Here is a 20,005-nt window from a genome sequence, read left to right on the forward strand (position 1 = left end):
CCCTCGGGGGGCTTCAGGCCCCCGGTTCGGCCACGGAGTCCACGGCCTGTTTGAAACGGCTCATGGCATCGAAACTCTTGATGCCGGGGGCGGTTTCGACCGAGCTGGAGACGTCGACACCGAACGGCCGGTGAGTCGTGATCACCTCGGCGACATTGTCGGGGCTGAGGCCACCGGCCAGTACCACCTGTCCGGGTACCTTCTCCAGCCAGTCCGGGAATTCGGCGAAGACGCCCGATCCGGTGCTGGCGTCGTAGAAGAAGTATTCGCAGACCTGTTCCGGGGCGGGTGCGACGGCCGAGCAGTAGGCCAGGTTCGGCAGGTCGGTCCAGTTGTAGAGCTGGATGACGTCGAAGTCGCCGATCACCTCGGCGACTTCGGTCCGGTCGAACGCCACCACGAACGAGCGGATCCTGCCGCGCGCGTACGCCGCCAGCTCCCGCGCCCGGGCGGGCTCGACATATCGCTTGCTCTTGGCCGTGCCGACCACGCCGATGGCGGAGTAGCCCAGCTCGACGGCCCAGTCGATCTGTTCCTCGGTGGTGAGCCCGCACACCTTCACGAACATGGGTTCCTGCCCTCTCAAGGAAGAGTTCCTCCGAGTGTCCTGAGAGTTCGGGTCACCCAGCTGTGTGTTTGCCGTTCGGTTCCCCGGGGCGGCGTTACAGTTTCGACATGCGATACGGAGTGGTGCTACCCGGCCTGGTGGCCGTGTTCCTGGGCATCGGCATTCCGGTGAGCGCCGCTCACTGGGCTCACGACGAGACCTCCGATCCCGGCACCCTCAGTGTGGACGGTCACAGCTACGGCATTCCGGGCGACTGCGTGACCATCCGCAGCGTGCCGCGCCGGCTCAGTGTCGACAATGAAACCGCCCTGCGCGCCCAGGTGTACCTGTTCCCCGGTTGCAAGGGCGGCGTCACGCACACCATCGAGCCCGGTCACACCGGCACCGCGCTGGGCGCGTCCGTTCAGACCCGCTGACCCGGGCGGCTATTCGCCGATCGAGAAGCCGGCCTCCACGTCCGCGCGCGAGTAGGACTTGAACGCGATGTGGGTGGCCGTGCGCAGCACGCCCGGCGTCTTGTTGATCCGGCCGGTGACCACGTCGGCGATCTCCTCGTGGTCGCGCACCCGGACCACGGCGATCAGGTCCACATCCCCCGCGCACGAATAGACCTCGGCCACCCCCTTGATGTCGGCCAGTTCCTGCGCGGTCTCCGGAATCCGATCCGGTTCGGCGGAGATCAACACGATCGCGGTAATCATGAGCCCAACTCTAGGTGATGGCCGGGACGGCAGCGCCGGTCCGGGATCGAACGGCGTGGGTCCGGGTCAGTCCGGGATCGAGTCGGTGTGGTCGAGCGGTTCGCCGAGGAGGTCGGCGGCGGCGCGGTGGATCTTCTCCAGCGCCGACATCAGGTGACGACGCTCGGCGTCGGTGAGGTCGGCGGTCACCTTGTCGGACAGCGTCTTCCGGTCGGCTTCGACGGGGCCGCGGAGGTCGCGGCCGCGGTCGGTGAGCCAGAGCCGGACCAGGCGGTTGTCCTTGTCGTCGCGGCGGCGGGTGAGCAGGCCGGCGGCGGCCATGCGGGTGGCCATCTTGACGACGGTCGGCGTGGTGACGTTGAGCACCGCAGCCATCTCCCCCGGCGTGCGGCCGTCCTGTTCCCACAGCACGGCCAGCACGTGATTCTGGCCGAGGTGCAGTCCGAGGCGGCGCATATCGCGATCGGCCAAGGCGCGCAAGGCTTTCGAGGTGCGGCCGTGCAGGTCCAAGAAGTCGGCTGAGCCTGGCGAAGACATGAGACCTCCGGTCGGGTGCGGGTATTGACCATCGATCGTTAGCCGTCTAACGTTTTTCAGTAGACGGCTAACGACCTGGAGATGCCATGTTACTGCTGACGGGAGCGACCGGAAACATCGGCCGCGAACTCACCCGCATTCTCGACACCGACGACCTCGATTTCCGCGCCCTGGTACGTGATCCGGCGCGGGCCGCGACCCTGCCCGCGCATGCCGAGACCTGCCCCGGTGACCTCGATGATCCGGCGAGCCTGGACCGGGCCATGACCGGAGTCACCGGCCTGTTCCTGCTGGTCCCGGGCATCGGGCTGGACCACACCCGCAACCTGTTGCACGCCGCCGCGCGGGCGGGGGTGAAGCGGATCGTCATGATCTCCTCCGCCCACGTGCTGGTCGAACCACTGCCCGCCATGGGCAGCTGGCACCACGAGCGCGAGAATCTGGTGCGCGCCAGCGGAATTCCGTGCACGATCCTGCGTCCGGGCGGATACATGTCCAATGCCCTGGAATGGATTCCGGCATTGCGGGCGGGCGACCCGATCCTCGACCCCGCCGGTCCGGGCCGCTTCGCCCCGATCGATCCCGCCGATATCGCCGCGGTGGCGGCGCGCTGCCTCACCGAGCCCGGTCACACCGGCGCGGCCTATCACCTCACCGGGCCGGAGTGCCTGACCGTCGGCGAGCAGGTCGCGATCCTCGCCCGAATCCTGGACCGCGACCTCGAGATTCGTGAGGCCGCGACACCGGAGGAGGCGGTGGCGGCCCGTTTCCCGAACGGCGCTCCCCCGCCACTGGCCGCGGCGATCGTGGAGGGCTTCGCCCTCATGCGCGCCGACACCGTGGGCGCGCGCACCGATGCCGTGGCCGCGCTGCTCGGCCGCCCGCCGCGCACCTTCGCCGAATGGTGTGCGGCCCATCGTGCCGCGTTCGAGGACTGACCGAGCCGTCGAGGACTGCCGGACCGCACCCGGCTGACATCACCTGCACCAGTGACGGGATTCGAACCCGTGGTTTCTTCCTTGACGGGGAAGCGAGGACTCCGGACTCCTCCACACCGGCTGGACCACCCCACGACCTGCGCGCCAGGGCGTCGGTGGCGACGATGACAGTAATGACACGTCGGGGAAAGCGGTACCGAATTTCCGCGGCGGCCTGAACGCCGAGTGGCACACCACCGAGGGGATTCGACCGATTCCCCCTCGGTGGTGTGCCACTCGAGGAATGCCTACCCTTGCGCCCCAACGTGATTGGGGCGCGGGCAGGTGGTCACCACTGACCGGGGACGTACTGGCCGCCCAGCTGGCCGGAGATGACGTTCAGGCGGTTCCAGGCGTTGATGGTGGCGATGAGGGAGATCAGCGCGCCGATCTGGTCGTCGTCGTAGTTCTTGCGGACCAGGGCCCAGGTGTCCTCGGAGATGACGCCGCCGTCGGCGAGGCGGGTGCCCTCGTCGGTGAGGGCGAGGGCCGCGCGCTCGGGCTCGGTGAAGACGGTGGATTCCTTCCAGGCGGCGACCATGGCCAGGCGGACCGCGGTCTCGCCGGCGTGGGCGGCGTCCTTGGTGTGCATGTCCAGGCACATGCCGCAGCCGTTGATCTGCGAGGCGCGGATCTTCACCAGTTCCTGTGTGGCCTTGGGCAGGCTGGACTCGTCGACGACGCGGGCGGCGGTGACGAGGCGCTTGTTGAACTTGGCGGCGACTTCGTTCTCGTACAGGGCGAAGCGGGTCATTGTTCTCTCTTTTCTCTGTGTCGTTCGTTGCCTTCGTCAGGTTGACGACGCGGCCCGTGCGGGTGTGACATCCGGTTCGATGTGATGCCGGTCACGCCCCCCGGGGCGGTCCGACCGGTCGGGCCGACCTCACGACAATGCCGGTCCGGCTTGATATTTCCGCTGTTCGGACACCGTCTCGCGACGATGTGAATCTTGATTTCGCGAAATCGCCCCCATAGAAGTGGATCTGGCGCGATCATGATTCGGACGATTGTGAACCGACCGGTAGTCACATCCCGGCTACCCAGGGGGTTGCGATGCTCGACGCAGGCAGACATCGGAGAATCTCACCCAGCGGTCAGTGGCAAGGAGTCCGCCCCCAACTGGGGCGCGTCCGGCCCGGCCGCCATCACCGCAGGACATCGAATCAGTTCCGCACCAAGGCCATCCAGGCCCTGCTGCCCGGCGCGACCGTCATCGCACTGGCGACGGCCGCCGCCCCGGCCCACGCCGACGCGCCGCCGCAGCCGGTGCAGATCGATTCCATCGCCGGGCTGTCCGAGAACATGCTGGCGACCATCAACGCATTGCAGACCTTCAATATCCCCGGGATGGATCTGCCGGGCCTGAACCTGCCCGCGCTGTTCACCCCGGACACCGCGATCGTGGTGCTCGGATACGGTCTGCAGCCCGACGGCTCGATGCGCCCCGAACTCATGGCCCGGCTCTACGCCGGCTACGTCTCGGCCCTGCTCTCGCCGCAGGCCCCGGTCATCGTGACCGGCGGCAACCCGCAGAACGGGGTGACCGAGGCGGATGCCATGGCCGACTGGCTGGTCGAGCGCGGCATCGACCGCAACCGCATTCACGCCGAGACCAAGGCGAATTCGACGGTCCAGAACGCGGCGTTCTCAGCGCAGCTGATGGACGTCATCGGCGCGCACGCGGCGATCCTGATCACCTCGGCGAACCACATCGCCCGGGCGCTGATGAATTTCCAGGCGGCCGGGATCTCGGTGGTGGCGACCATGACGCCGGACGCCGCCCCGCTGTCGGCGGTGCCTTTCGGACCACGCAGCTAGTCGCGAAACACCGGTCCGCGAAAAGCAGGGGCCCGCCGATCGATTCGATCGGCGGGCCCTGGTCTGCGCGCCTCAGGCGAGGTAGCGGGCGATGCTCTCCGCGACGCAGGCGGGCTTGTCCCGGCCCTCGATCTCGACGGTGACCGTCCGCACGGCCTGCACGCCGCCGGGGATGTCGGTGACGGCGTCGAGGGTGAAGCGCCCGCGGATGCGGCTGTCCACCAGCACCGGATTGATGAACCGAACCTTGTTGAGCCCGTAGTTGATCGCCATGTTCGCGGCGCTGACGGTCATGACCTGCGCGGTCATCGGCACCACCAACGACAGGGTGAGGAACCCGTGGGCGATGGTGCGCCCGTAGGGTCCGGCGGCCGCTCGGGCGGCGTCGACGTGGATCCACTGGTGGTCGTCGGTGGCGTCGGCGAAGGTATCGATGCGCTGCTGGTCGACGGTGATCCAGTCGCTGACACCGATTTCGGTGCCGGCGGCGGCGCGCAGGCGGTCGAAGTCACTGAAGTCGATCATGCTGTGTTCCTCCGGCTAGGCGTAGCGCTGCTTCAGTTCGCGCTTGAGGATCTTGTGGGTGGGCCCCATGGGCAGTTCGGTGACGAACTCGACGCGGCGCGGGTACTTGTACCGCGCCACATGCTCTTTCGCGTAGTCGATGACGTCCTCGGCGGTGAGCGGTCCGGACGGCACGACGACCGCGAGGATCTCCTCGCCGTAGTTCTCGTCCGGTACACCGATGATCGCCACCTGCGCGATGTTCGGGTGCCGCAGCAGCGCGGCCTCCACCTCGGTCGGATACACGTTGAACCCGCCGCGGATGATCATCTCCTTGATCCGGTCCACGATGCGCAGGTAGCCATGCTCGTCCTTGACGCCGAGGTCGCCGGTGCGGAACCAGCCGTCCACCATGACCTCCGCGGTGGCCTCGGGCTTGCCGGTGTAGCCGCTGAACACATTGTGGCCGCGCACCACGACCTCGCCGATGGTGCCGGTCGGCAGGACTTCGATGCGGTCGCGCACCTCGGCGGCGGCGATCTCGACGTCGACGCCCCACACCGGGTGCCCGACGGTGCCGATCTGCGGGCCGAGCAGCGGCTGGTTCACCGTTGCGGTGGGCGAGGTTTCGGACAGGCCGTAACCCTCGAGGATGTGCGAGCCGAAGACCTTCTCGAACTCCTCGATGATGACCGGCGGCATGGCCGCGCCGCCGCTGATGCACAGCCGCAGCTTCGGCAGTTCCGCCGCGCCCTCGGCCGCCTCGAGCAGCCCGTGGTACATGGTCGGCACGCCATGGAAGGTGTTGATGTTCTCCTTCACCATGAGCTCGAGCGCCTGTGCCGCATCGAATCTCGGCATGAGCACCAGGGTCGCGCCGAGCCGCCAGTGCGAGTTCATGGAGACGGTCTGCCCGAACACGTGGAACAGCGGCAGCGCGCCCAGGGCGATGTCCTCGCGCTGGACCTCGTTGGCGTCGAAGGCGTTCACCGTCGCGCACATGACCATATTGAGGTGGCTGAGCTCCGCGCCCTTGGGACGGCCGGTGGTGCCGCTGGTGTAGAACACCACCGCGGTGTCGAGCGGGCCGCGCGCCACATACGCCGGAATCGCCTCGCCGGCAAGTTCTTTCGGGCCGAGGCAGTCGATGCCGACCCGGCCGGCCGCCTCCTTGCCGACGGCCTCCACCATCGGATGGCAGATCATGACCTTGGCCCCGCTGTCGCGCAGCACGTATTCCGCCTCGTCCGCGGTGAGCAGCAGGTGCACCGGCACCACGGTCGCTCCCGCCGCCAGGATGGCGAAGTACGCGCGCGGGAAATCGGCGGTATTGGGCCCCATGAGCGCGACCCGGTCACCCGGCCGCACCCCGAGTTCGATGAGGGCACCGGCCTGTTCGCGGGCCTGCCGCCACAGGTCACGGAAGGTGATGCGCAGGTCGCCCTCGATCAGGGCGATGTGGTCGGGCCGCCGCCACGCCGGTTCGGCGAGGATGCCGGCCAGGGAGAGAGTCGCGTTCATTGAGACCTCGGTTCGATCGGTTGGTCAGAGACCCATGTCCTTGGCGATGATCATCTTCATGACCTCGCTGGTGCCGCCGTAGATCCGGTTCACGCGGTTGTCGGCGTAGAGGCGGGCAATGGGGTACTCGTTGATGAAGCCGTAGCCGCCGTGCAGCTGGAGGCAGCGGTCGATGACGCGGTGGGCGACCTCGGTGCAGAAGAGCTTGGCGGAGGCGGCATCCGCCGGGGTCAGGGTGCCCTCGTCGAGGGCCTCGAGGCCGCGATCCACCACGGCCTCGGCGGCGTCCACCTCGGCCTGGCAAGCGGCGAGTTCGAACTTGGTGTTCTGGAATGCCGCGACCGGCTGACCGAAGACGTTGCGCTGCCGGGTGTATTCCTTGGCGAAGTGGATGGCGGCCTTCGCCTGCGCGTACGCGCCGACCGCGATGGACAGCCGCTCCTGCGGGAGGTTCTGGCCGACGTAGGAGAAGCCCATGTGTTCCTCGCCGAGCAGGTCCTCGACCGGCACCTCGACGTCGGTGAAGTTGAGCTCGGCGGTGTCGGAGACCTTGAGGCCCAGCTTGTCCAGCTTGCGGCCGACGCTGTAGCCCGGGGACTTGGTGTCCACCACGAACAGCGAGATGCCGTGGCGGCGATCGGTTTCGCTCGGCGGGGCGGTGCGGGCGCAGACGATGACGCGGTCGGCGAGCACGCCGCCGGTGATGAAGGTCTTGGACCCGTTCAGCACGTAGTGCGTGCCATCCTCGGAAAGCTTTGCGGTGGTGCGCATTCCGGCCAGGTCGGAGCCGGTGCCGGGCTCGGTCATGGCAATGGCGAACATGATCTCGCCGGAGACGAAGCCGGGCAGCCAGCGCTGCTTCTGCTCCTCGCTCGCCAACTTCTTCAGGTACGGCAGGCACAGCCCCACGTGTACCCCCGAGCCGCCGAGATGCACTGCGGCACGGGCGACTTCCTCCATGAGGATGGCTTGGAACTTGAAGGATTCGATGCCCGCGCCGCCGTACTCCTCGGGCACCTCGATGCCGAAGACGCCGAGCTCGGCCAGCTTGTAATAGAAGTCGCGCGGCGCGATGCCAGCGGAGTACCACTCCTCGTAGACGGGGACGACCTCGGACTCGATGAAGGCCCGCACGGTCTCGCGGAAGGCGTCGTGGTCCTCGTCGAAAACTGTTCTCTGCATGGTGACGATCTCTCTGAGCTGGTGACAGCCCGCGCCTGTAGCGAATCATCCGGTGCGGACCGAAGTTTCGTGATTAAAGGCGGCGTCCGCCGTCGACGTAGATGGTCTGGCCGGTGACGAACGACGCCTCGTCGGAGACCAGGAAGGAGACGACGTTCGCGATGTCGGCGGGCTCGCCGACGCGGCGCAGCGGGGTGATCTTGGCGGCCTCGGCGCGGAATTCCTCCGGCGAGACGCCGACGCGGGCGGCGGTGGCATCGGTCATCTCGGTGACGATGAAGCCCGGCGCGACGGCATTCACATTGATACCGAACGGGCCCAATTCCATGGCGAGCGTTCGGGTCAGGCCCTGAATGCCCATCTTGGCGGCCGAGTAGTTGGCCTGCCCGCGGCTACCGAGCGCGGACACGCTGGAGGTGTTCACGATCTTGCCGGACTTCTGCTTCACCATGTACTTCTGTGCTTCCCGCGAGCACAGGAAGGTGCCCTTCAGGTGCACGGACATGACGATGTCCCAGTCGTCCACGGACATCTTGAACAGCAGGTTGTCGCGGAGCACGCCGGCATTGTTGACCAGCACGTCGACCGAACCCAGTTCCGCGGCAATGCGTTCGAACGCGGCGGCGACCTGCGCCTCGTCGGTGACATTGCAGCCCACCGCGATGGCCGTGCCGCCCTGGGCGGCAATGGCGTCCACGGCGTCCTTGCAGGCGGCCTCGTCGAGATCGACGATGGCGACGGCGAAGCCGTCGGCGGCCAGGCGGGCCGCGGTGCCCGCGCCGATTCCGCGGGCCGCACCGGTCACGACTGCGACTTTCGACATGACTGAATCTCCCTGTCTGTGAATGACGTTCAGAGGAAGGCGTTCACGCCGGTGAGGGCGCGTCCGATGAGCAGTTTCTGGATCTGGCTGGTGCCCTCGTAGAGGGTGAGCACGCGGGCGTCGCGCAGGTACTTCGACACCGGGTACTCGTCGATGTAGCCGTATCCGCCGAACACCTGGATGGCATTGTTGGCGGCCTTCACCGCGGCCTCGCTGGCGAACAGCTTGGCGACCGAGGCCTCGGTGCCGAACGGCTTGCCCTTCCCGACCAGGTCGGCGACCCGCCAGGTGAGCAGCCGCGCCGCCTCGACGTCGACGGCGATATCGGAGATGAGTTCCTGGACCAGCTGATAGGAGGCGATCTGCTTGCCGAACTGCTCGCGCTCCCGAGCGTATTTCACGGCGGCCTCCAGGCAGCCGCGCGCGACGCCGACACACCCGGCGGCCACGCCCATGCGGCCCTTGTCCAGGGCGGCCATGGCGATCTTGAAGCCCTGGCCGAGCTCGCCGAGCCGGTTGGCGTCGGGCACCCGGACCTGGTCGAGGACCAGTTCGGCGGTGGCCTGGCCGCGCAGGCCGAGCTTGCCCTTGATCTCGGTGCGCGCGAAGCCGGGGGCATCGGTGGGCACCAGGAAGGCGGTCACGCCCCTGGGGCCGGGGCCGCCGGTGCGGGCGAAGATGATGGCGACATCGGCCCAGGTGCCGTTGGTGATGAACATCTTGGTGCCGGAGAGCAGCCAATCCTCGCCGTCGGCAACGGCTTTGGCGGTGAGGCTGCCCGCGTCGGAGCCGGTCCCGGGTTCGGTGAGGCCGAAGCAGCCCAGTGACTGCCCGGCGCACAGGCGCGGCAGCCATTCCCGCTTCTGGGTCTCGGTGCCGTAGGTCTTGATCGACTTGGCCACCAGACCGAGCGAGACGGACACGATGCCGCGCACCGAGCTGTCGCCGCGGCCGAGTTCCTCGAGCAGGACGCAGTAGTCCAGAGCCGTGCCGCCGGAGCCGCCGTACCCCTCCGGGATCTCGATGCCGAGGAAGCCCATCTCGCCGAGCTTGCCGACGATCGCGGTATCGACCGCCTCGGCCCGATCCCAGGCGGCCGCGTGCGGAACGACCTCTTTGTCCACCCAGGCCCGGGCCAGATCGCGCAGTTCGCGCTGCGACTCGCCGAGTTCGAAGTCCATGGTTGTGATAGCTCCTAACCAAACGTTGTTAGGTTTATGACCCGAAGTTATCCTAACAGCGTTCGGTTAATCAAGGATCGGGTGATAAGTTCGACGTCCGCCGGGGGATCGCTGGGGTCTTCCACCGAAGGAGGTGAGCCGGATGGCCAGGCCGAAGGTGCCGCTGCTGAGCCGCGAACGGATTCGCGACGCGGCCCTGACCCTGATCGACCGCGATGGTCTCGCCGAGTTGTCCATGCGCAAGCTCGCCGCCGAACTGGGTGTGCAGGCCGCCTCCCTCTACACCCACTACCCCACCAAGGACGCCGTCCTCGACGACATCGCGGGCGGTCTCATGTCACGGGTCGATGCGTCGGCCTTCGACCAGGGCTGGCGCGCGGGCCTCACCTCGTGGGCCCACTCCTACCGCGATGCCCTGGTCCGGCACCCCAACTTCGTCGCCTACCTGGCCGCTGGACCCGGCACCCGCGACGAGAACCTGCGCGCCGCCGACGCCGTCCACGGCGGCCTGGTCTCCGCCGGCTGGCCCCCGCGCGACGCCACCATGATCGGCGCGGCCACCCGCTACCTGGTCATGGGCGCCACCATGGGTTCGTTCTCCCGCGGTTTCGTCGACGACGTGCAGGTCTACCGGGACCGCTACCCACATCTGGAACAGGCCCACCTGCTCCGCGCCAAGGCCGACGAGATCGACGCCGAGAGTTTCGAATTGGCCCTGTCCGCCTTCACCGACGGCCTGCAACTCCGCTTCGACGCCATCGAGAAGGAGCGGGCCCGCCGGCGGCAGACCCGCTCGAACCCCCGCTCCGGCTAGGGGGATGCGTCCCGCCGACGTTTCACTCCGCGGGACAGTTCTGGTCAATTGTCCGAATTTGCCGCGAAAGTGCCGAACCCCGGCTAGGTTGCCGCGCATGTCTCGTACTCGTGCAATGGTGGCCGCCGCCGCGCTGGCCGCACTCCCGCTGGCCACGGCCGCCCCGGCAACGGCCGCACCCGTGGTGAACAAGGTCGTGGTGATCGGCATCGACGGCACGCTGTGGAGCGAGGTGCAGGCGGCCAATGCCCCGAACCTGGGCCTGCTCGCGGCCCAGGGCACCCTGGCGCGGACGTCCATCGCTCCGCACACCACCATGTCGTGCGTCTCCTGGGCGACGGCCCTGACCGGGGTGTGGGATACCAAGCACGGCATCAAGGACAATGACTCCACCTGCACCCCTGCGCCTTTCGCACAGTATCCGACGGTGTTCGCGCAGCTGGAGCGGGCGAAGCCGAGCCTGGCCACCGCGTCGCTGGGTACCTGGGACAAGATCGGCATGATCGCCCGGACCGGAAATCCCGCGGCGGACAGGGTGTCCGTGACGCAGGTCGATCCGACCGGCGCGGGAGTCTGTGAGACGACCGCGGATTCGAATGCCGCGGCGCAGGTGGTGTCCGCCATCACCGACGACGGCACGGATTTCGTGTTCACCCACCTCGATCAGGTCGATATCGTCGGCCACACCCTGCGTGGCATCTGGCCGCAGGCGTACCGGGATGCCATCGGCCGGGTGGACGCGCTGGTCGGCAAGATCACCAAGGCGGTCGACGATCGCGCCCGTACGCACGCCGGCGAGCGCTGGACGATCCTGGTGACCACGGACCACGGGCACAAGCCCGAGGGCGGCCACGGTGGCCAGACCGCTTACGAGACAGCCAGTTTCATGATCGCGCGCGGGCCGGACTTCGCCGCGGGTGCGCAGAACAACGGCTACACCCTGGCCGACATCACCCCGACGGTACTGGACCTGCTGGGTGCACCGGCGGATCCGGACTCCGACGGCCGCTCGGTGCGACTCGGCGGTTCCGGTGATCCCGCTGCCACACCGCCGAACACACCCGCCATCGACTCCGGCATCACCGGTTCGTCCTCGGGCTCGGCGCAAATGCTCATGGTCAACAATCCGCTCTGCCTGGTCGCCAGCGGCTCGGCCGGTGGATCTTTCGGCAAGTAACCGATCAGAGCGCCGCTGCTGGACAAGGAGCGGGCCCGCCGTCCGCGGACCCGCTCCGTCAACTCCCGCTCCGCCGCCAGGCCGCCCTTGCCCCGCCGCCGTGGCGCGCCAGAATCCACCCCTCCTGCGGTTGAATTCCAGCCTGTGGAGCCCAAAGCGAAGCGCCTACTATTCCTCGCCGCCGCGATCGTCCTCGCCGCATCCACCTACACCTACGCCCTCTCCCCCGGCCACTACGGCGCGGCAATCGCCCTCGGCGCGGCCCTGACCCTCTTCTTCGTCGGCAAGGCCATGGGCTAGCCCCGGCCCCGGGCACCTACTTCGGCGCAACCAACTCCAGCGCGATGTTGTCCGGGTCCCGGAACTCCAGGATGTAGCTGACGCCGATGTCCTTGATGTCCTCGTGCGCGACCCCGCAGGCATCGAGATGCGCCGCAGCAGCCTCCAATTCGGCCAGTGAACCGACCGGGAAGGCGAGATGGTCGAGACCGACACGGTCCTCGTCGAACCGATCGGTTCCGACCGGCCGCAGACCGATCAGCCCGTGCGCCATCCGGTAGATCACCCCACCGTCCAGGAAGCTCAGCCGCTGCCGGGTTTCGTCGTCCGCATCGGCCGCGAGCTCCAGCGCCACAGGCCACCCGAAGACCGCATCGTAGAAGGCTCTCGACCGCCCGATGTCACCCACGGTGAGCCGGATGTGCGCAACAGACTCCACAGAGATCGCCATGCGGCCGATGCTGGCATACCTCTGCCCTACTCGCTGGTTCGACACCGCGCGGCTGCGCCGTATCGGCCGAGGGCCGAGGATATCTCGGACGAAGCCCCCGCACGGGCAGGTGGCTGCTTCGGGCGGAGGCTGCCGAAGAGACCTTCCTTTCAGGCGAGGTGCGCCCGCGCGTCCTCGTAACCGGCCTCCTCGGGAGCGTCGGCGGGGCCGTAGATCAGATGCAGCACACCGGTTTTGAACGGCGTGGCCGACAGCAGCCGCAGCGGGATGGGAGTGCCCTCGTCGAAGAGCCGCAGGCCGTCGCTGCGCAGGGCGATCGGGTGCACGAACAGGTGCAGTTCATCGATGAGCGCGGCCGCCAGCAGCTGGCGCACGATCGAGGTCGAGCCGCTGAGCGAGATGTCGCCGCCCGGTTCGGCTTTGAGGGCGGCCGCAGTCGCCACCAGATCACCGCGGAGCTGTTCGGAATTGCGCCAGGTGAAGTCGAGTTCGCGACGGGAGAACACGATCTTGCGCAGATCGCCGAGCGCCTTCGCGAAACCAGCGTCCTCGGCTCCGGCCGCCTCGCGTTCGGGCCACGCGCCCGCGAACGAGTCGTAGGTGACGCGGCCGAACAGCAGGGTGTCGGCGGTGGCGATCAGGGCCGAGACCGCCTCGCCCATCTCGTCGTTGTAGTAGGGGAAGTGCCAGTCCTGCGGGTCGGCGACGATGCCGTCGAGGGAGATGAACAGTCCTGCGGTGATCTTGCGCATCGGTGTGCTCCTTGCGAATGGGTCGAGGTGGGCCGCGCGGTTACCCATAGGACGGTGCGACCGTCTCGGATTCATCGGTCGCGCACCCGGATTCCGCGGTGACCGCTGCCCGGTTTCCACCCCGACGCGCCCCGTTCGGGCGGTTCGGGCAGGCCGCCGCCACTGCGCTGCCTTTCACCCATTACGCTGTGGCACAACCGAATCCACCGCTCGTACGGTTGGGAACGAGCCTGTGGGAGTCCGTGGTGAAGCGCCTTCTTTTCCTGATCATGACGATCGTCGTCGCCGCCTCCACCTATGACTACGGCCGGTCGGCCGGCCACTACGGACTGGTCGTGGTGATGGGCGTCGTCCTCACGCTGTTCCTGATCGGGAAGACCATGGAATAGCGAATAGCGAGGCCGACACCGATCGGACCACCGGCGGAGCACCCGGCCTCGCTATCGGCCGTCGGCTGCCGGGCGCAGTTCGACGCAGCATTCACCGGGAGCCGGGGACAGGACGGCTCCGACGGTGTTCGCACCCAGACCGTCGAGAATGCCGGAGAGGTAGGCGTGGTTGAGGGTGCAGACGAGTTCGGGGGCGGAGGCGGCGAGGGGGTGGAAGGGACAGTTGTGCAGGCGGATGCAGGACGGGGTCGGGCGGCCGGGTTCGAAGCCGTGGTCGGACAGTAGGGCTTGCAGGAGAGTGAGGGCGCGTTCGAGGCCGAGGCGGCCGGGTTTGCGGAGGTCGCGCTCGGCGGCGCCGAGGGCGGTGCCGCGCTCGGTGGCGACGCGGACGGCGACGTCCCGGGCGGTCTCGTCCGCGCCCTCGCCGAGGACCGCGCCCATCAGGATTTCGGCCAGGACCTCGTAGCGGCGTTCCGGAATACTCACGCGCACATCGGTTTCGGCGGGTTCGTAGACCTTGGGGGTGCGGCCGACCCGGCGGGGGGCGCCGACGGCCTCGTAGCGGGCGCGCAGCAGGCCGGCGGCGACGAGCTTGTCCAGGTGGAAGGCGGCGAGTTTGCGGGAGATGCCGACCTCGGCGGCGGCCTCGTCGCGGGTGACGGGGCGGCGGGCGCGCCGAATGTACCAGTACATGCCGCGGCGCAGGTCGTCATCGAGAACGGCGACGGCACCGATGGCGGAAGTGCTGGTCACGTGACCACATTAGCGCCGATCGCGTTGCCCGAAAAGTAGTGGGTACTCCTCCAACGTGCAGTCCTTGACCCACCGGGTAATTACGCCAAGAATTATTTCCTCAATTCAAGGCTGGTTGGGAGGTTGCCGTGACCGCTGATCCGCAGCAGGCCGCGCCTGATCCATACCAGGCCAAGCGCCCGGTGAGCGCGGCGCTGGCCGGGCCGTACGGCCATCCGTTCCACCCGATCCTGGTCACCGTGCCCATCGGGACCTGGGTGGCGAGCCTGATCTTCGACCTCGCCTCACACGTGGTCGATGATCCGGAGTTCCTGGCGCGCGGCGCACTGTGGCTGATCGCCATCGGCGTGCTCGGCGCGCTCGCGGCGGCCACCGTCGGATTCCTGGACTTCCTGGCCATCCCGGCCGGCACCCCCGCCTTCCGCACCGGTCTGGTCCATCTCAGCCTCAACCTCGCGGTGACCGTCGCCTTCGCACTGGATTTCGTCTGGCGGCGAGCCGAGGGCACACACGGTGCGGTGCCGTGGGGCCCGCTGCTGCTGTCGATGGCGGCCCTCGCGACCCTGACCGTATCCGGTTATCTCGGAGGCAAACTCGCCTATCGCTACGGCGTCCGGGTCGCCGACGAGACCACCCAGGCCGCGGGTTTCCAGCGCTGAATCCCCAGCCCCCTCTCTCGACAGGAGTTGATCATGGCCATCGCGGCACTCATCACCTGGCTGCTCACCGCGGCCGGCGGTTTCGTTCTGCTCGGCACCTGGATCGCCAAAGGCGGTGTCCGGCAACCGAGTTCCAGCCATCTACCCCCGCCCGTCATCTTCGGCCACTTCCTGCTGGCCGTGGCCGGGCTGGTGCTGTGGATCATCTACCTGGTGGTCAGCACCAAGGCTGTTGCCTGGGTCGCCTTCGCGCTGCTGATTCCGGTGGCGCTGCTGGGCTTCTTCATGCTGCTGCGCTGGCTGCCGGTCTATCGGGGCCAGGCAGCCGGTGCCCCGCAGTCCGAACCGGCCGAACGCCACTTCCCCGTCTTGGTCGTGGGCGGGCACGGCGTCTTCGCCGTCGTCACCGTGGTGCTGGTCCTGCTCACCGCGCTCGGTGTCGGCGCGAACTGACGTCGGCGCCGAGCCGGGCCCCGGAAAAAGCGTGAGCCCCGAGCCGGAATCGACTCGGGGCCCGGAGCTTTCGCGGGTTACTTCAGGCGGAGGCTGCCGAAGAGGCCTTCCTTCTCATCGTTGGGGCCCGCGGTGAAGTAGAGGGCGTCGGCGTCGCCGAGGCTCTCGCCGTTGCCGAACATGAGACCCCAGAGGCCCTCGATCTCGGCGGGCTTGCCGTCGGCGTCGCGCAGGTAGTCGACGAACTTGCCGGACTGGTCGTCGAGGGCCAGGATGTGGCCCGCGCCGCCGAAGTTGCCGACCAGCAGCTTGCCCGACAGCGGGCCGAAGCCCTGCGGGGCGATGGTGACGGCCCACGGCGCGTTGAGACGGCCGTCGGCGTCGAGGGTGCGAACCAGCTTGCCGTTCTTGTCGAATTCGGCGACCTGGCCCTTCTTGGCCTTGTTGCCGGCGTTCTTCTCCTGGTCCTTGTCGAGCTTGTCCTCTTCGCCGGCCTTCAGCTTGTTCGGGTCGCCGCCCTCGGACTGGGTGGCGGCGTAGGTGACGAAGACGCGGTCGCCGATGGTGGCGACATTGAAGGGGGCCGGGTCGCCGACCTTCAGCTTCTTGCCCTTGGAGGCGTCGGCCGGGTCGATGGCGTCACCGGTGGCGAAGGGGTTGGCGAAACCGGTGGTGGGCACCAGCTTCCAATCCTTGTCGAAGGTGCGGACCTGCGGGTCCTTGCCGAAGTCGGCGGCCAGCAGCTTGGAACCGGACGGGTCCAGGGCGATGCCCTTGAACTTCATACCCGCGGCGGTGCCGTCGTATTCGAGCACGGCCGGGCCGTCGTGGCGCACGATCGCGCCGCCCGCACCCTGCTCGGTCCAGCCGGAGATCTTGCCGGAGTCGGTGGCGAAGATGAATCGCGCGGAGCCGGTGAGCTTCTCGTCCTTGCCGTCGTAGCTGACCGGCTGGTCCTTCACCGCGAAGATGTCGGAGGTGATGGGGGCCGGGTTGAAGATGACGCCGGTGGTCTTGCCTTCGCTGTCGTCGCCGTCGTCGTCCGGGATGGAGTCCGCGCCGGGGATGGTGACCAGCTTCAGCGGGTCCTGGAATATCTTCTGGTACTTGGCATCCGGCGACTTGGTGACATCACCGACGAACTGGAAGGAGTAGCCGCCCGCGCCGACCCAGAAGTGCCCGCCGGCACCCTTGGGACGGTCCGCGATGCCCCAGGCGTTGATGAACTTCGGGTCGGTGAACTGCGCCTTGTCCGACTCCTTGTTGGAGGCGATATTGACCTGGGCGTAATGGTTGCCGTCGAGCGCCTTCACGTCGTCGCTTGCCGACTTCGAATTGCTGCATGCCGCCGCGACCACCAGCGCCGCCCCCAGTGCCGACACGCGCAGCAGGGTCTTGCGCACCGGCGGCATGCCGCTCGAGCGTCCGTTCATCTCAGGTCCTTCCAGCAAACGCCCAGGTTCGGCGTTAGGTGATGCTAACCATAACTGGAAGAACCGGCGGTGTCGTTAGGGGACCCTCATTTCCATTCGGAAACGACATTTTCGCTGCTCCAGGGCGCAGCGAGCAGTTTTCGGGCGGCCTCGGAGCCGTCCAGAGCCCGGGTGATCCGCTGCGCGATCCGCCAGCCTTCGGGAGTGCGGACCAGGCGGAAGTGATTCGCTCCGGCCCGCCACACGAAGAATCCGCCGTCCCGCCGCCGGACCAGCAGCGATTCGCACACCGCCGCCGCGGTGTCCCCGTCCACGGTGACCGACACCGGGCCCAGGAAGTGCGCCGATCCGGCGGCGATGAGCGATTGGTGTGCCTGCGATTCGACCATGTCGCGGACCTGCCCGCGATCGCGCATGTGCCAGCCCTCGACGTCGTATTCGCCGTCCTCGGTCCACAATTCGGCGACCGCCTCGGCGGCCCCGGCATCGACCAGCGGGCCGTAGGAGGCGATCAGACGGGTGATGGCGAGCTCGTCCTCGACCCGGCGCAGCCGGTCCTCGAGGACGGCGAGACGCTCTTCGATCATGGAAATCCTTCCGCTACAGGAGATTACGGTCGACCAGATCGCGCAGCGCGCCGAGCTGATCGCAGTAGTGGGCGGCATCGGCGGCCCGGACCGTGCAGGTGAGGTGGGTCGCCCCGGCTGCCCGCAGCGCTGCCAGCCGGCGCAGGGAATCCTCGGCGTTCCCTTGCGGATCCAGCGGCACGCCGGGCGAGAGCACCACATCGAAACCGTCGGGCACGGTCACCGTGGCGAGCAGGTCCGCGATCTGGTCGGCGTGCAGACCGAACGGCACCCAGCCGGTGCCCAGCGACACCGCGCGGCGCAGCGATCGGCGAGTGCGCCCGCCCACCCAGATCGGCACGGTGGTGGCGGTGGCGTGCGGTTCCAGCACGAAGCCTTCGACATCGCGGCGACCCCAGGCCCGTCGCAATCGGGTCAGCGCCGCATCGGCCCGCGCGCCCCGGTCCCCCCAGGCCGCGCCGAGCAGTGCGAATTCCTCTGCGAGAGAGCCCACTCCGACCCCGAGCACCACCCGGCCGCCACTGAGCCGATCGAGGGTGCCGTAACTCTTGGCCAGCGCCAGCGGATGGTGATACCCGAGCACGAGCACCGAGGTGGCGAGCCGGATCCGGGTGGTGTGCGCCGCCAGGTACGACAGTGTCGCCAGCGGGTCCCAGTAGGTCGCGCCGCGAACCGCCGCGGCCGCCGCCGGCACGCCGACGTGGTCGGAGCAGGTGAGGTGGTCGAAGCCGAGTTCATCGGCGGCCGTGGCGATCCGGATGAGTTCCCCGGGGCCCGCGGTGGCCTCCCAGGGCGAGGCGACGCCGGGCACCTGCACCACGATCGGCGTGGACAGACCGAGCCGGATACTCATCGTGCCACCCGTTCCGGCAGACCCATGAGCCGCCGCATGCCCTTGTCGGCGCGTAGCACGGCGGCCGCCCGATCGGGGTCGTTACGCTGGGCGGCTCCCGCCTCGTTGCCGGACATGATGTGCACGGGCCCGTGCCCGAGCCGTGAAAGTCCTTCGCGCGCCACGTCATCGGGCTCTGACACCGTCATCCCCGGCACGGTGAAGTCGAGCCCGACCCGTTCCATGGCCGGCGTCCGGGTCACTCCGAGCACCAGTTCGAGCACATCGACCCCGTATTCGCCGAGCTCCAGCCAGAGGCTTTCCGCGAAGATCCGCCCGAAGGCCTTGACCCCGCCGTACACGGTGTGATGCTGCGAGCCCAGATACCCCGCGAGCGACCCGACCAGCAGAATCCCGCCCCGCCCACGATCTTTCATGGCGCGCCCGAAGTAGTGGATCAGCCCGAGCGGCACGGTGACGTTCAGATCGATGACCCGCTGGAAGGCGTCCAGATCCCCGTCCACGAACGGCGCGCTGTGCGTGTTCGCGCCCGCGTTGAGCACCAGCAGCCCGACCTCGACATCGTCCACCGCGGCCGCGATCTCCCCCACCGCGCCGGCCGCGGTCAGATCCAGCGCCAGTGTGCGCACCTCGACTCCCAGCGCCCGGCACTCGTCGGCGGTGGCGGCCAGCGGTTCGGCCCGCCGCGCCACCAGCAGCAGCGCGATGCCCGCCCGCGCCAGTTCCAGCGCGAACGACCGCCCCACCCCCTCCGATCCCCCGGTGATGACCGCCCATGGCCCATAACGCTGCGGATCCACACCGCTCATCGTGACTTCCTCACCTGTGAGAACGAACTCGGTACCCTCCAGTTCTACAAACTTCCGGCCGGAAAAACTAGAGTGAATTCTAGTTTCTCGACATAAGGTGAGGTCATGCCCCGAGTTCCCGAGTCCCGCACGCCCGGCCGCGTGTCGACCGCCCGCCAGCAGGAGCGCCAGCACGCGATCCTGCGCGCGGCCGCCCGCCTCGGCGCCGAGCACGGCCTGGACCGGGTTCAGATGAGCGAGGTCGCCCAGACCGCCGGCGTAGCCCTGGGCACCCTCTACCGCTACTACCCGTCAAAACACCACCTGTTCGCCGGCGTCCTGGATCGCGCCATCCGCGAAATGCCCAGTCCTCCTGAACTTCCCGCCGACCCGGTAGTCGGCGCAACCGACTTCCTCAGCACCGCCATCGGCGAACTACTCCGCCACCCCCGCCTGGCCCGGGCAATGCTGGTGTCCATGAACGCCGTCCGAGCCGAGGACCCGGCCCCTGCCACCCCCCTCGCCCAGGACTACGCCATGCCCGACCGCATCCTCGCCGCCGCCGCGATCCCCGACCCCACCCCCGAGGACCACCGCCTGGCCCGCCTCCTCGAACAATGCGTCTTCGGCATCCTCACCTGGACCACCGCCGGCCGCCTCACCACCGACCAGGCCCTCTCCGACATCCACCGAGCCTCCGAACTCCTCCTCGCCCCTTGGCGATCGGCACGATAACCGCCGAGCCCGGATCTGCTCGAAACAAATGCGGCCCGACACCGGCGGCGGCAGCACGCTGGTAGACGGC

26 protein-coding genes and 1 tRNA gene are annotated in these 20,005 nt (G+C 68.3%); 10 read left to right on the forward strand and 17 right to left on the reverse strand.

Going from position 1 to position 20,005, the window contains the following annotated elements; genetic code table 11:
• Nucleotides 1-13: 13 nt before the first annotated feature.
• On the reverse strand, nucleotides 14-586 hold the full coding sequence (locus ACQP1O_RS31410; protein WP_433562005.1) for a phosphoribosylanthranilate isomerase: 573 nt from the start codon (nucleotides 584-586) through the stop codon (nucleotides 14-16).
• Between the two features lie 89 nt (nucleotides 587-675).
• Between ACQP1O_RS31410 and ACQP1O_RS31415 the strand changes: the two genes are divergently transcribed.
• Complete coding sequence (locus ACQP1O_RS31415; RefSeq protein WP_433562006.1) at nucleotides 676-984, forward strand: hypothetical protein; 309 nt, start codon at nucleotides 676-678, stop codon at nucleotides 982-984.
• A gap of 9 nt (nucleotides 985-993) precedes the next feature.
• Here ACQP1O_RS31415 and ACQP1O_RS31420 read toward each other — a convergent pair whose 3' ends face one another.
• Nucleotides 994-1,269 (reverse strand): Lrp/AsnC family transcriptional regulator, encoded by a 276-nt coding sequence (locus ACQP1O_RS31420; RefSeq protein WP_040856541.1) that lies wholly within the window; start codon nucleotides 1,267-1,269, stop codon nucleotides 994-996.
• Between the two features lie 66 nt (nucleotides 1,270-1,335).
• Nucleotides 1,336-1,806, reverse strand: coding sequence for a MarR family winged helix-turn-helix transcriptional regulator (locus ACQP1O_RS31425; protein WP_433562007.1), 471 nt, complete (start codon nucleotides 1,804-1,806; stop codon nucleotides 1,336-1,338).
• A gap of 86 nt (nucleotides 1,807-1,892) precedes the next feature.
• Here ACQP1O_RS31425 and ACQP1O_RS31430 point away from each other — a divergent pair, with 86 nt between their 5' ends.
• Complete coding sequence (locus ACQP1O_RS31430; protein WP_433562008.1) at nucleotides 1,893-2,744, forward strand: NAD(P)H-binding protein; 852 nt, start codon at nucleotides 1,893-1,895, stop codon at nucleotides 2,742-2,744.
• Nucleotides 2,745-2,790: 46 nt separating this feature from the next.
• On the opposite strand, the gene ACQP1O_RS31435 is transcribed toward ACQP1O_RS31430, so the two are convergent.
• Nucleotides 2,791-2,865: transfer RNA gene (locus tag ACQP1O_RS31435), tRNA-Asp, on the reverse strand.
• Nucleotides 2,866-3,072: 207 nt separating this feature from the next.
• On the reverse strand, nucleotides 3,073-3,537 hold the full coding sequence (locus ACQP1O_RS31440; RefSeq protein ID WP_433562009.1) for a carboxymuconolactone decarboxylase family protein: 465 nt from the start codon (nucleotides 3,535-3,537) through the stop codon (nucleotides 3,073-3,075).
• Between the two features lie 299 nt (nucleotides 3,538-3,836).
• Between ACQP1O_RS31440 and ACQP1O_RS31445 the strand changes: the two genes are divergently transcribed.
• Nucleotides 3,837-4,601: a YdcF family protein gene (locus ACQP1O_RS31445; RefSeq protein ID WP_433562010.1), complete on the forward strand. Its 765-nt coding sequence runs from the start codon at nucleotides 3,837-3,839 to the stop codon at nucleotides 4,599-4,601.
• A 72-nt stretch (nucleotides 4,602-4,673) separates the two neighbouring features.
• Here ACQP1O_RS31445 and ACQP1O_RS31450 read toward each other — a convergent pair whose 3' ends face one another.
• The 5 genes from ACQP1O_RS31450 to ACQP1O_RS31470 all read right to left on the reverse strand — a co-directional run bounded on the left by ACQP1O_RS31450 (nucleotide 4,674) and on the right by ACQP1O_RS31470 (nucleotide 9,812).
• Entirely contained in the window at nucleotides 4,674-5,126 is a 453-nt protein-coding gene (locus ACQP1O_RS31450; RefSeq protein ID WP_433562011.1) for a MaoC family dehydratase, read from the reverse strand.
• Between the two features lie 15 nt (nucleotides 5,127-5,141).
• Nucleotides 5,142-6,626, reverse strand: a complete 1,485-nt coding sequence (locus ACQP1O_RS31455) for a long-chain-fatty-acid--CoA ligase (RefSeq protein WP_433562012.1) — start codon at nucleotides 6,624-6,626, stop codon at nucleotides 5,142-5,144.
• Between the two features lie 24 nt (nucleotides 6,627-6,650).
• Nucleotides 6,651-7,808, reverse strand: coding sequence for an acyl-CoA dehydrogenase family protein (locus ACQP1O_RS31460; RefSeq protein WP_433562013.1), 1,158 nt, complete (start codon nucleotides 7,806-7,808; stop codon nucleotides 6,651-6,653).
• Nucleotides 7,809-7,881: 73 nt separating this feature from the next.
• Nucleotides 7,882-8,631, reverse strand: a complete 750-nt coding sequence (gene fabG / locus ACQP1O_RS31465; RefSeq protein ID WP_433562014.1) for a 3-oxoacyl-ACP reductase FabG — start codon at nucleotides 8,629-8,631, stop codon at nucleotides 7,882-7,884.
• Nucleotides 8,632-8,660: 29 nt separating this feature from the next.
• Nucleotides 8,661-9,812 (reverse strand): acyl-CoA dehydrogenase family protein, encoded by a 1,152-nt coding sequence (locus ACQP1O_RS31470; protein WP_433562015.1) that lies wholly within the window; start codon nucleotides 9,810-9,812, stop codon nucleotides 8,661-8,663.
• Nucleotides 9,813-9,954: 142 nt separating this feature from the next.
• On the opposite strand from ACQP1O_RS31470, the gene ACQP1O_RS31475 reads away from it, so the two are divergent.
• From ACQP1O_RS31475 to ACQP1O_RS31485, 3 genes are all read left to right on the forward strand, one after another.
• A complete protein-coding gene (locus tag ACQP1O_RS31475) occupies nucleotides 9,955-10,626 on the forward strand; it encodes a TetR/AcrR family transcriptional regulator (protein ID WP_433562016.1) in 672 nt (223 codons plus the stop codon).
• Between the two features lie 97 nt (nucleotides 10,627-10,723).
• Nucleotides 10,724-11,803, forward strand: coding sequence for an alkaline phosphatase family protein (locus tag ACQP1O_RS31480; protein WP_433562017.1), 1,080 nt, complete (start codon nucleotides 10,724-10,726; stop codon nucleotides 11,801-11,803).
• 144 nt (nucleotides 11,804-11,947) lie between these two features.
• Complete coding sequence (locus ACQP1O_RS31485) at nucleotides 11,948-12,103, forward strand: hypothetical protein (RefSeq protein WP_433562018.1); 156 nt, start codon at nucleotides 11,948-11,950, stop codon at nucleotides 12,101-12,103.
• A gap of 16 nt (nucleotides 12,104-12,119) precedes the next feature.
• Here ACQP1O_RS31485 and ACQP1O_RS31490 read toward each other — a convergent pair whose 3' ends face one another.
• Complete coding sequence (locus tag ACQP1O_RS31490; RefSeq protein WP_433562019.1) at nucleotides 12,120-12,533, reverse strand: VOC family protein; 414 nt, start codon at nucleotides 12,531-12,533, stop codon at nucleotides 12,120-12,122.
• A 149-nt stretch (nucleotides 12,534-12,682) separates the two neighbouring features.
• Complete coding sequence (locus ACQP1O_RS31495; RefSeq protein ID WP_433562020.1) at nucleotides 12,683-13,285, reverse strand: dihydrofolate reductase family protein; 603 nt, start codon at nucleotides 13,283-13,285, stop codon at nucleotides 12,683-12,685.
• 245 nt (nucleotides 13,286-13,530) lie between these two features.
• On the opposite strand from ACQP1O_RS31495, the gene ACQP1O_RS31500 reads away from it, so the two are divergent.
• Nucleotides 13,531-13,674, forward strand: coding sequence for a hypothetical protein (locus tag ACQP1O_RS31500; protein ID WP_433562021.1), 144 nt, complete (start codon nucleotides 13,531-13,533; stop codon nucleotides 13,672-13,674).
• 51 nt (nucleotides 13,675-13,725) lie between these two features.
• Here the strand turns inward: ACQP1O_RS31500 and ACQP1O_RS31505 are convergent, their stop codons facing one another.
• Complete coding sequence (locus tag ACQP1O_RS31505) at nucleotides 13,726-14,427, reverse strand: helix-turn-helix transcriptional regulator (protein ID WP_433562022.1); 702 nt, start codon at nucleotides 14,425-14,427, stop codon at nucleotides 13,726-13,728.
• 128 nt (nucleotides 14,428-14,555) lie between these two features.
• On the opposite strand from ACQP1O_RS31505, the gene ACQP1O_RS31510 reads away from it, so the two are divergent.
• Both ACQP1O_RS31510 and ACQP1O_RS31515 read left to right on the forward strand, forming a co-directional pair.
• Nucleotides 14,556-15,086, forward strand: coding sequence for a DUF2231 domain-containing protein (locus ACQP1O_RS31510; protein ID WP_433562023.1), 531 nt, complete (start codon nucleotides 14,556-14,558; stop codon nucleotides 15,084-15,086).
• Between the two features lie 33 nt (nucleotides 15,087-15,119).
• Nucleotides 15,120-15,539, forward strand: a complete 420-nt coding sequence (locus tag ACQP1O_RS31515; RefSeq protein WP_433562024.1) for a hypothetical protein — start codon at nucleotides 15,120-15,122, stop codon at nucleotides 15,537-15,539.
• 77 nt (nucleotides 15,540-15,616) lie between these two features.
• Here ACQP1O_RS31515 and ACQP1O_RS31520 read toward each other — a convergent pair whose 3' ends face one another.
• The 4 genes from ACQP1O_RS31520 to ACQP1O_RS31535 all read right to left on the reverse strand — a co-directional run bounded on the left by ACQP1O_RS31520 (nucleotide 15,617) and on the right by ACQP1O_RS31535 (nucleotide 19,221).
• A complete protein-coding gene (locus tag ACQP1O_RS31520; protein WP_433562025.1) occupies nucleotides 15,617-16,972 on the reverse strand; it encodes a TIGR03118 family protein in 1,356 nt (451 codons plus the stop codon).
• 86 nt (nucleotides 16,973-17,058) lie between these two features.
• The gene (locus ACQP1O_RS31525) at nucleotides 17,059-17,559 is read right to left on the reverse strand and encodes a nuclear transport factor 2 family protein (RefSeq protein WP_433562026.1); all 501 of its coding nucleotides are present in this window, start codon (nucleotides 17,557-17,559) and stop codon (nucleotides 17,059-17,061) included.
• Nucleotides 17,560-17,572: 13 nt separating this feature from the next.
• The gene (locus ACQP1O_RS31530) at nucleotides 17,573-18,406 is read right to left on the reverse strand and encodes a TIGR03619 family F420-dependent LLM class oxidoreductase (protein WP_433567861.1); all 834 of its coding nucleotides are present in this window, start codon (nucleotides 18,404-18,406) and stop codon (nucleotides 17,573-17,575) included.
• A gap of 2 nt (nucleotides 18,407-18,408) precedes the next feature.
• Nucleotides 18,409-19,221: an SDR family NAD(P)-dependent oxidoreductase gene (locus ACQP1O_RS31535; protein WP_433562027.1), complete on the reverse strand. Its 813-nt coding sequence runs from the start codon at nucleotides 19,219-19,221 to the stop codon at nucleotides 18,409-18,411.
• A gap of 105 nt (nucleotides 19,222-19,326) precedes the next feature.
• Here ACQP1O_RS31535 and ACQP1O_RS31540 point away from each other — a divergent pair, with 105 nt between their 5' ends.
• Nucleotides 19,327-19,935, forward strand: a complete 609-nt coding sequence (locus ACQP1O_RS31540) for a TetR family transcriptional regulator (RefSeq protein ID WP_433562028.1) — start codon at nucleotides 19,327-19,329, stop codon at nucleotides 19,933-19,935.
• The last annotated feature ends 70 nt before the right edge of the window (nucleotides 19,936-20,005 follow it).

The organism is Nocardia sp. CA-151230 (assembly GCF_050942175.1).
Lineage (GTDB): Bacteria > Actinomycetota > Actinomycetes > Mycobacteriales > Mycobacteriaceae > Nocardia.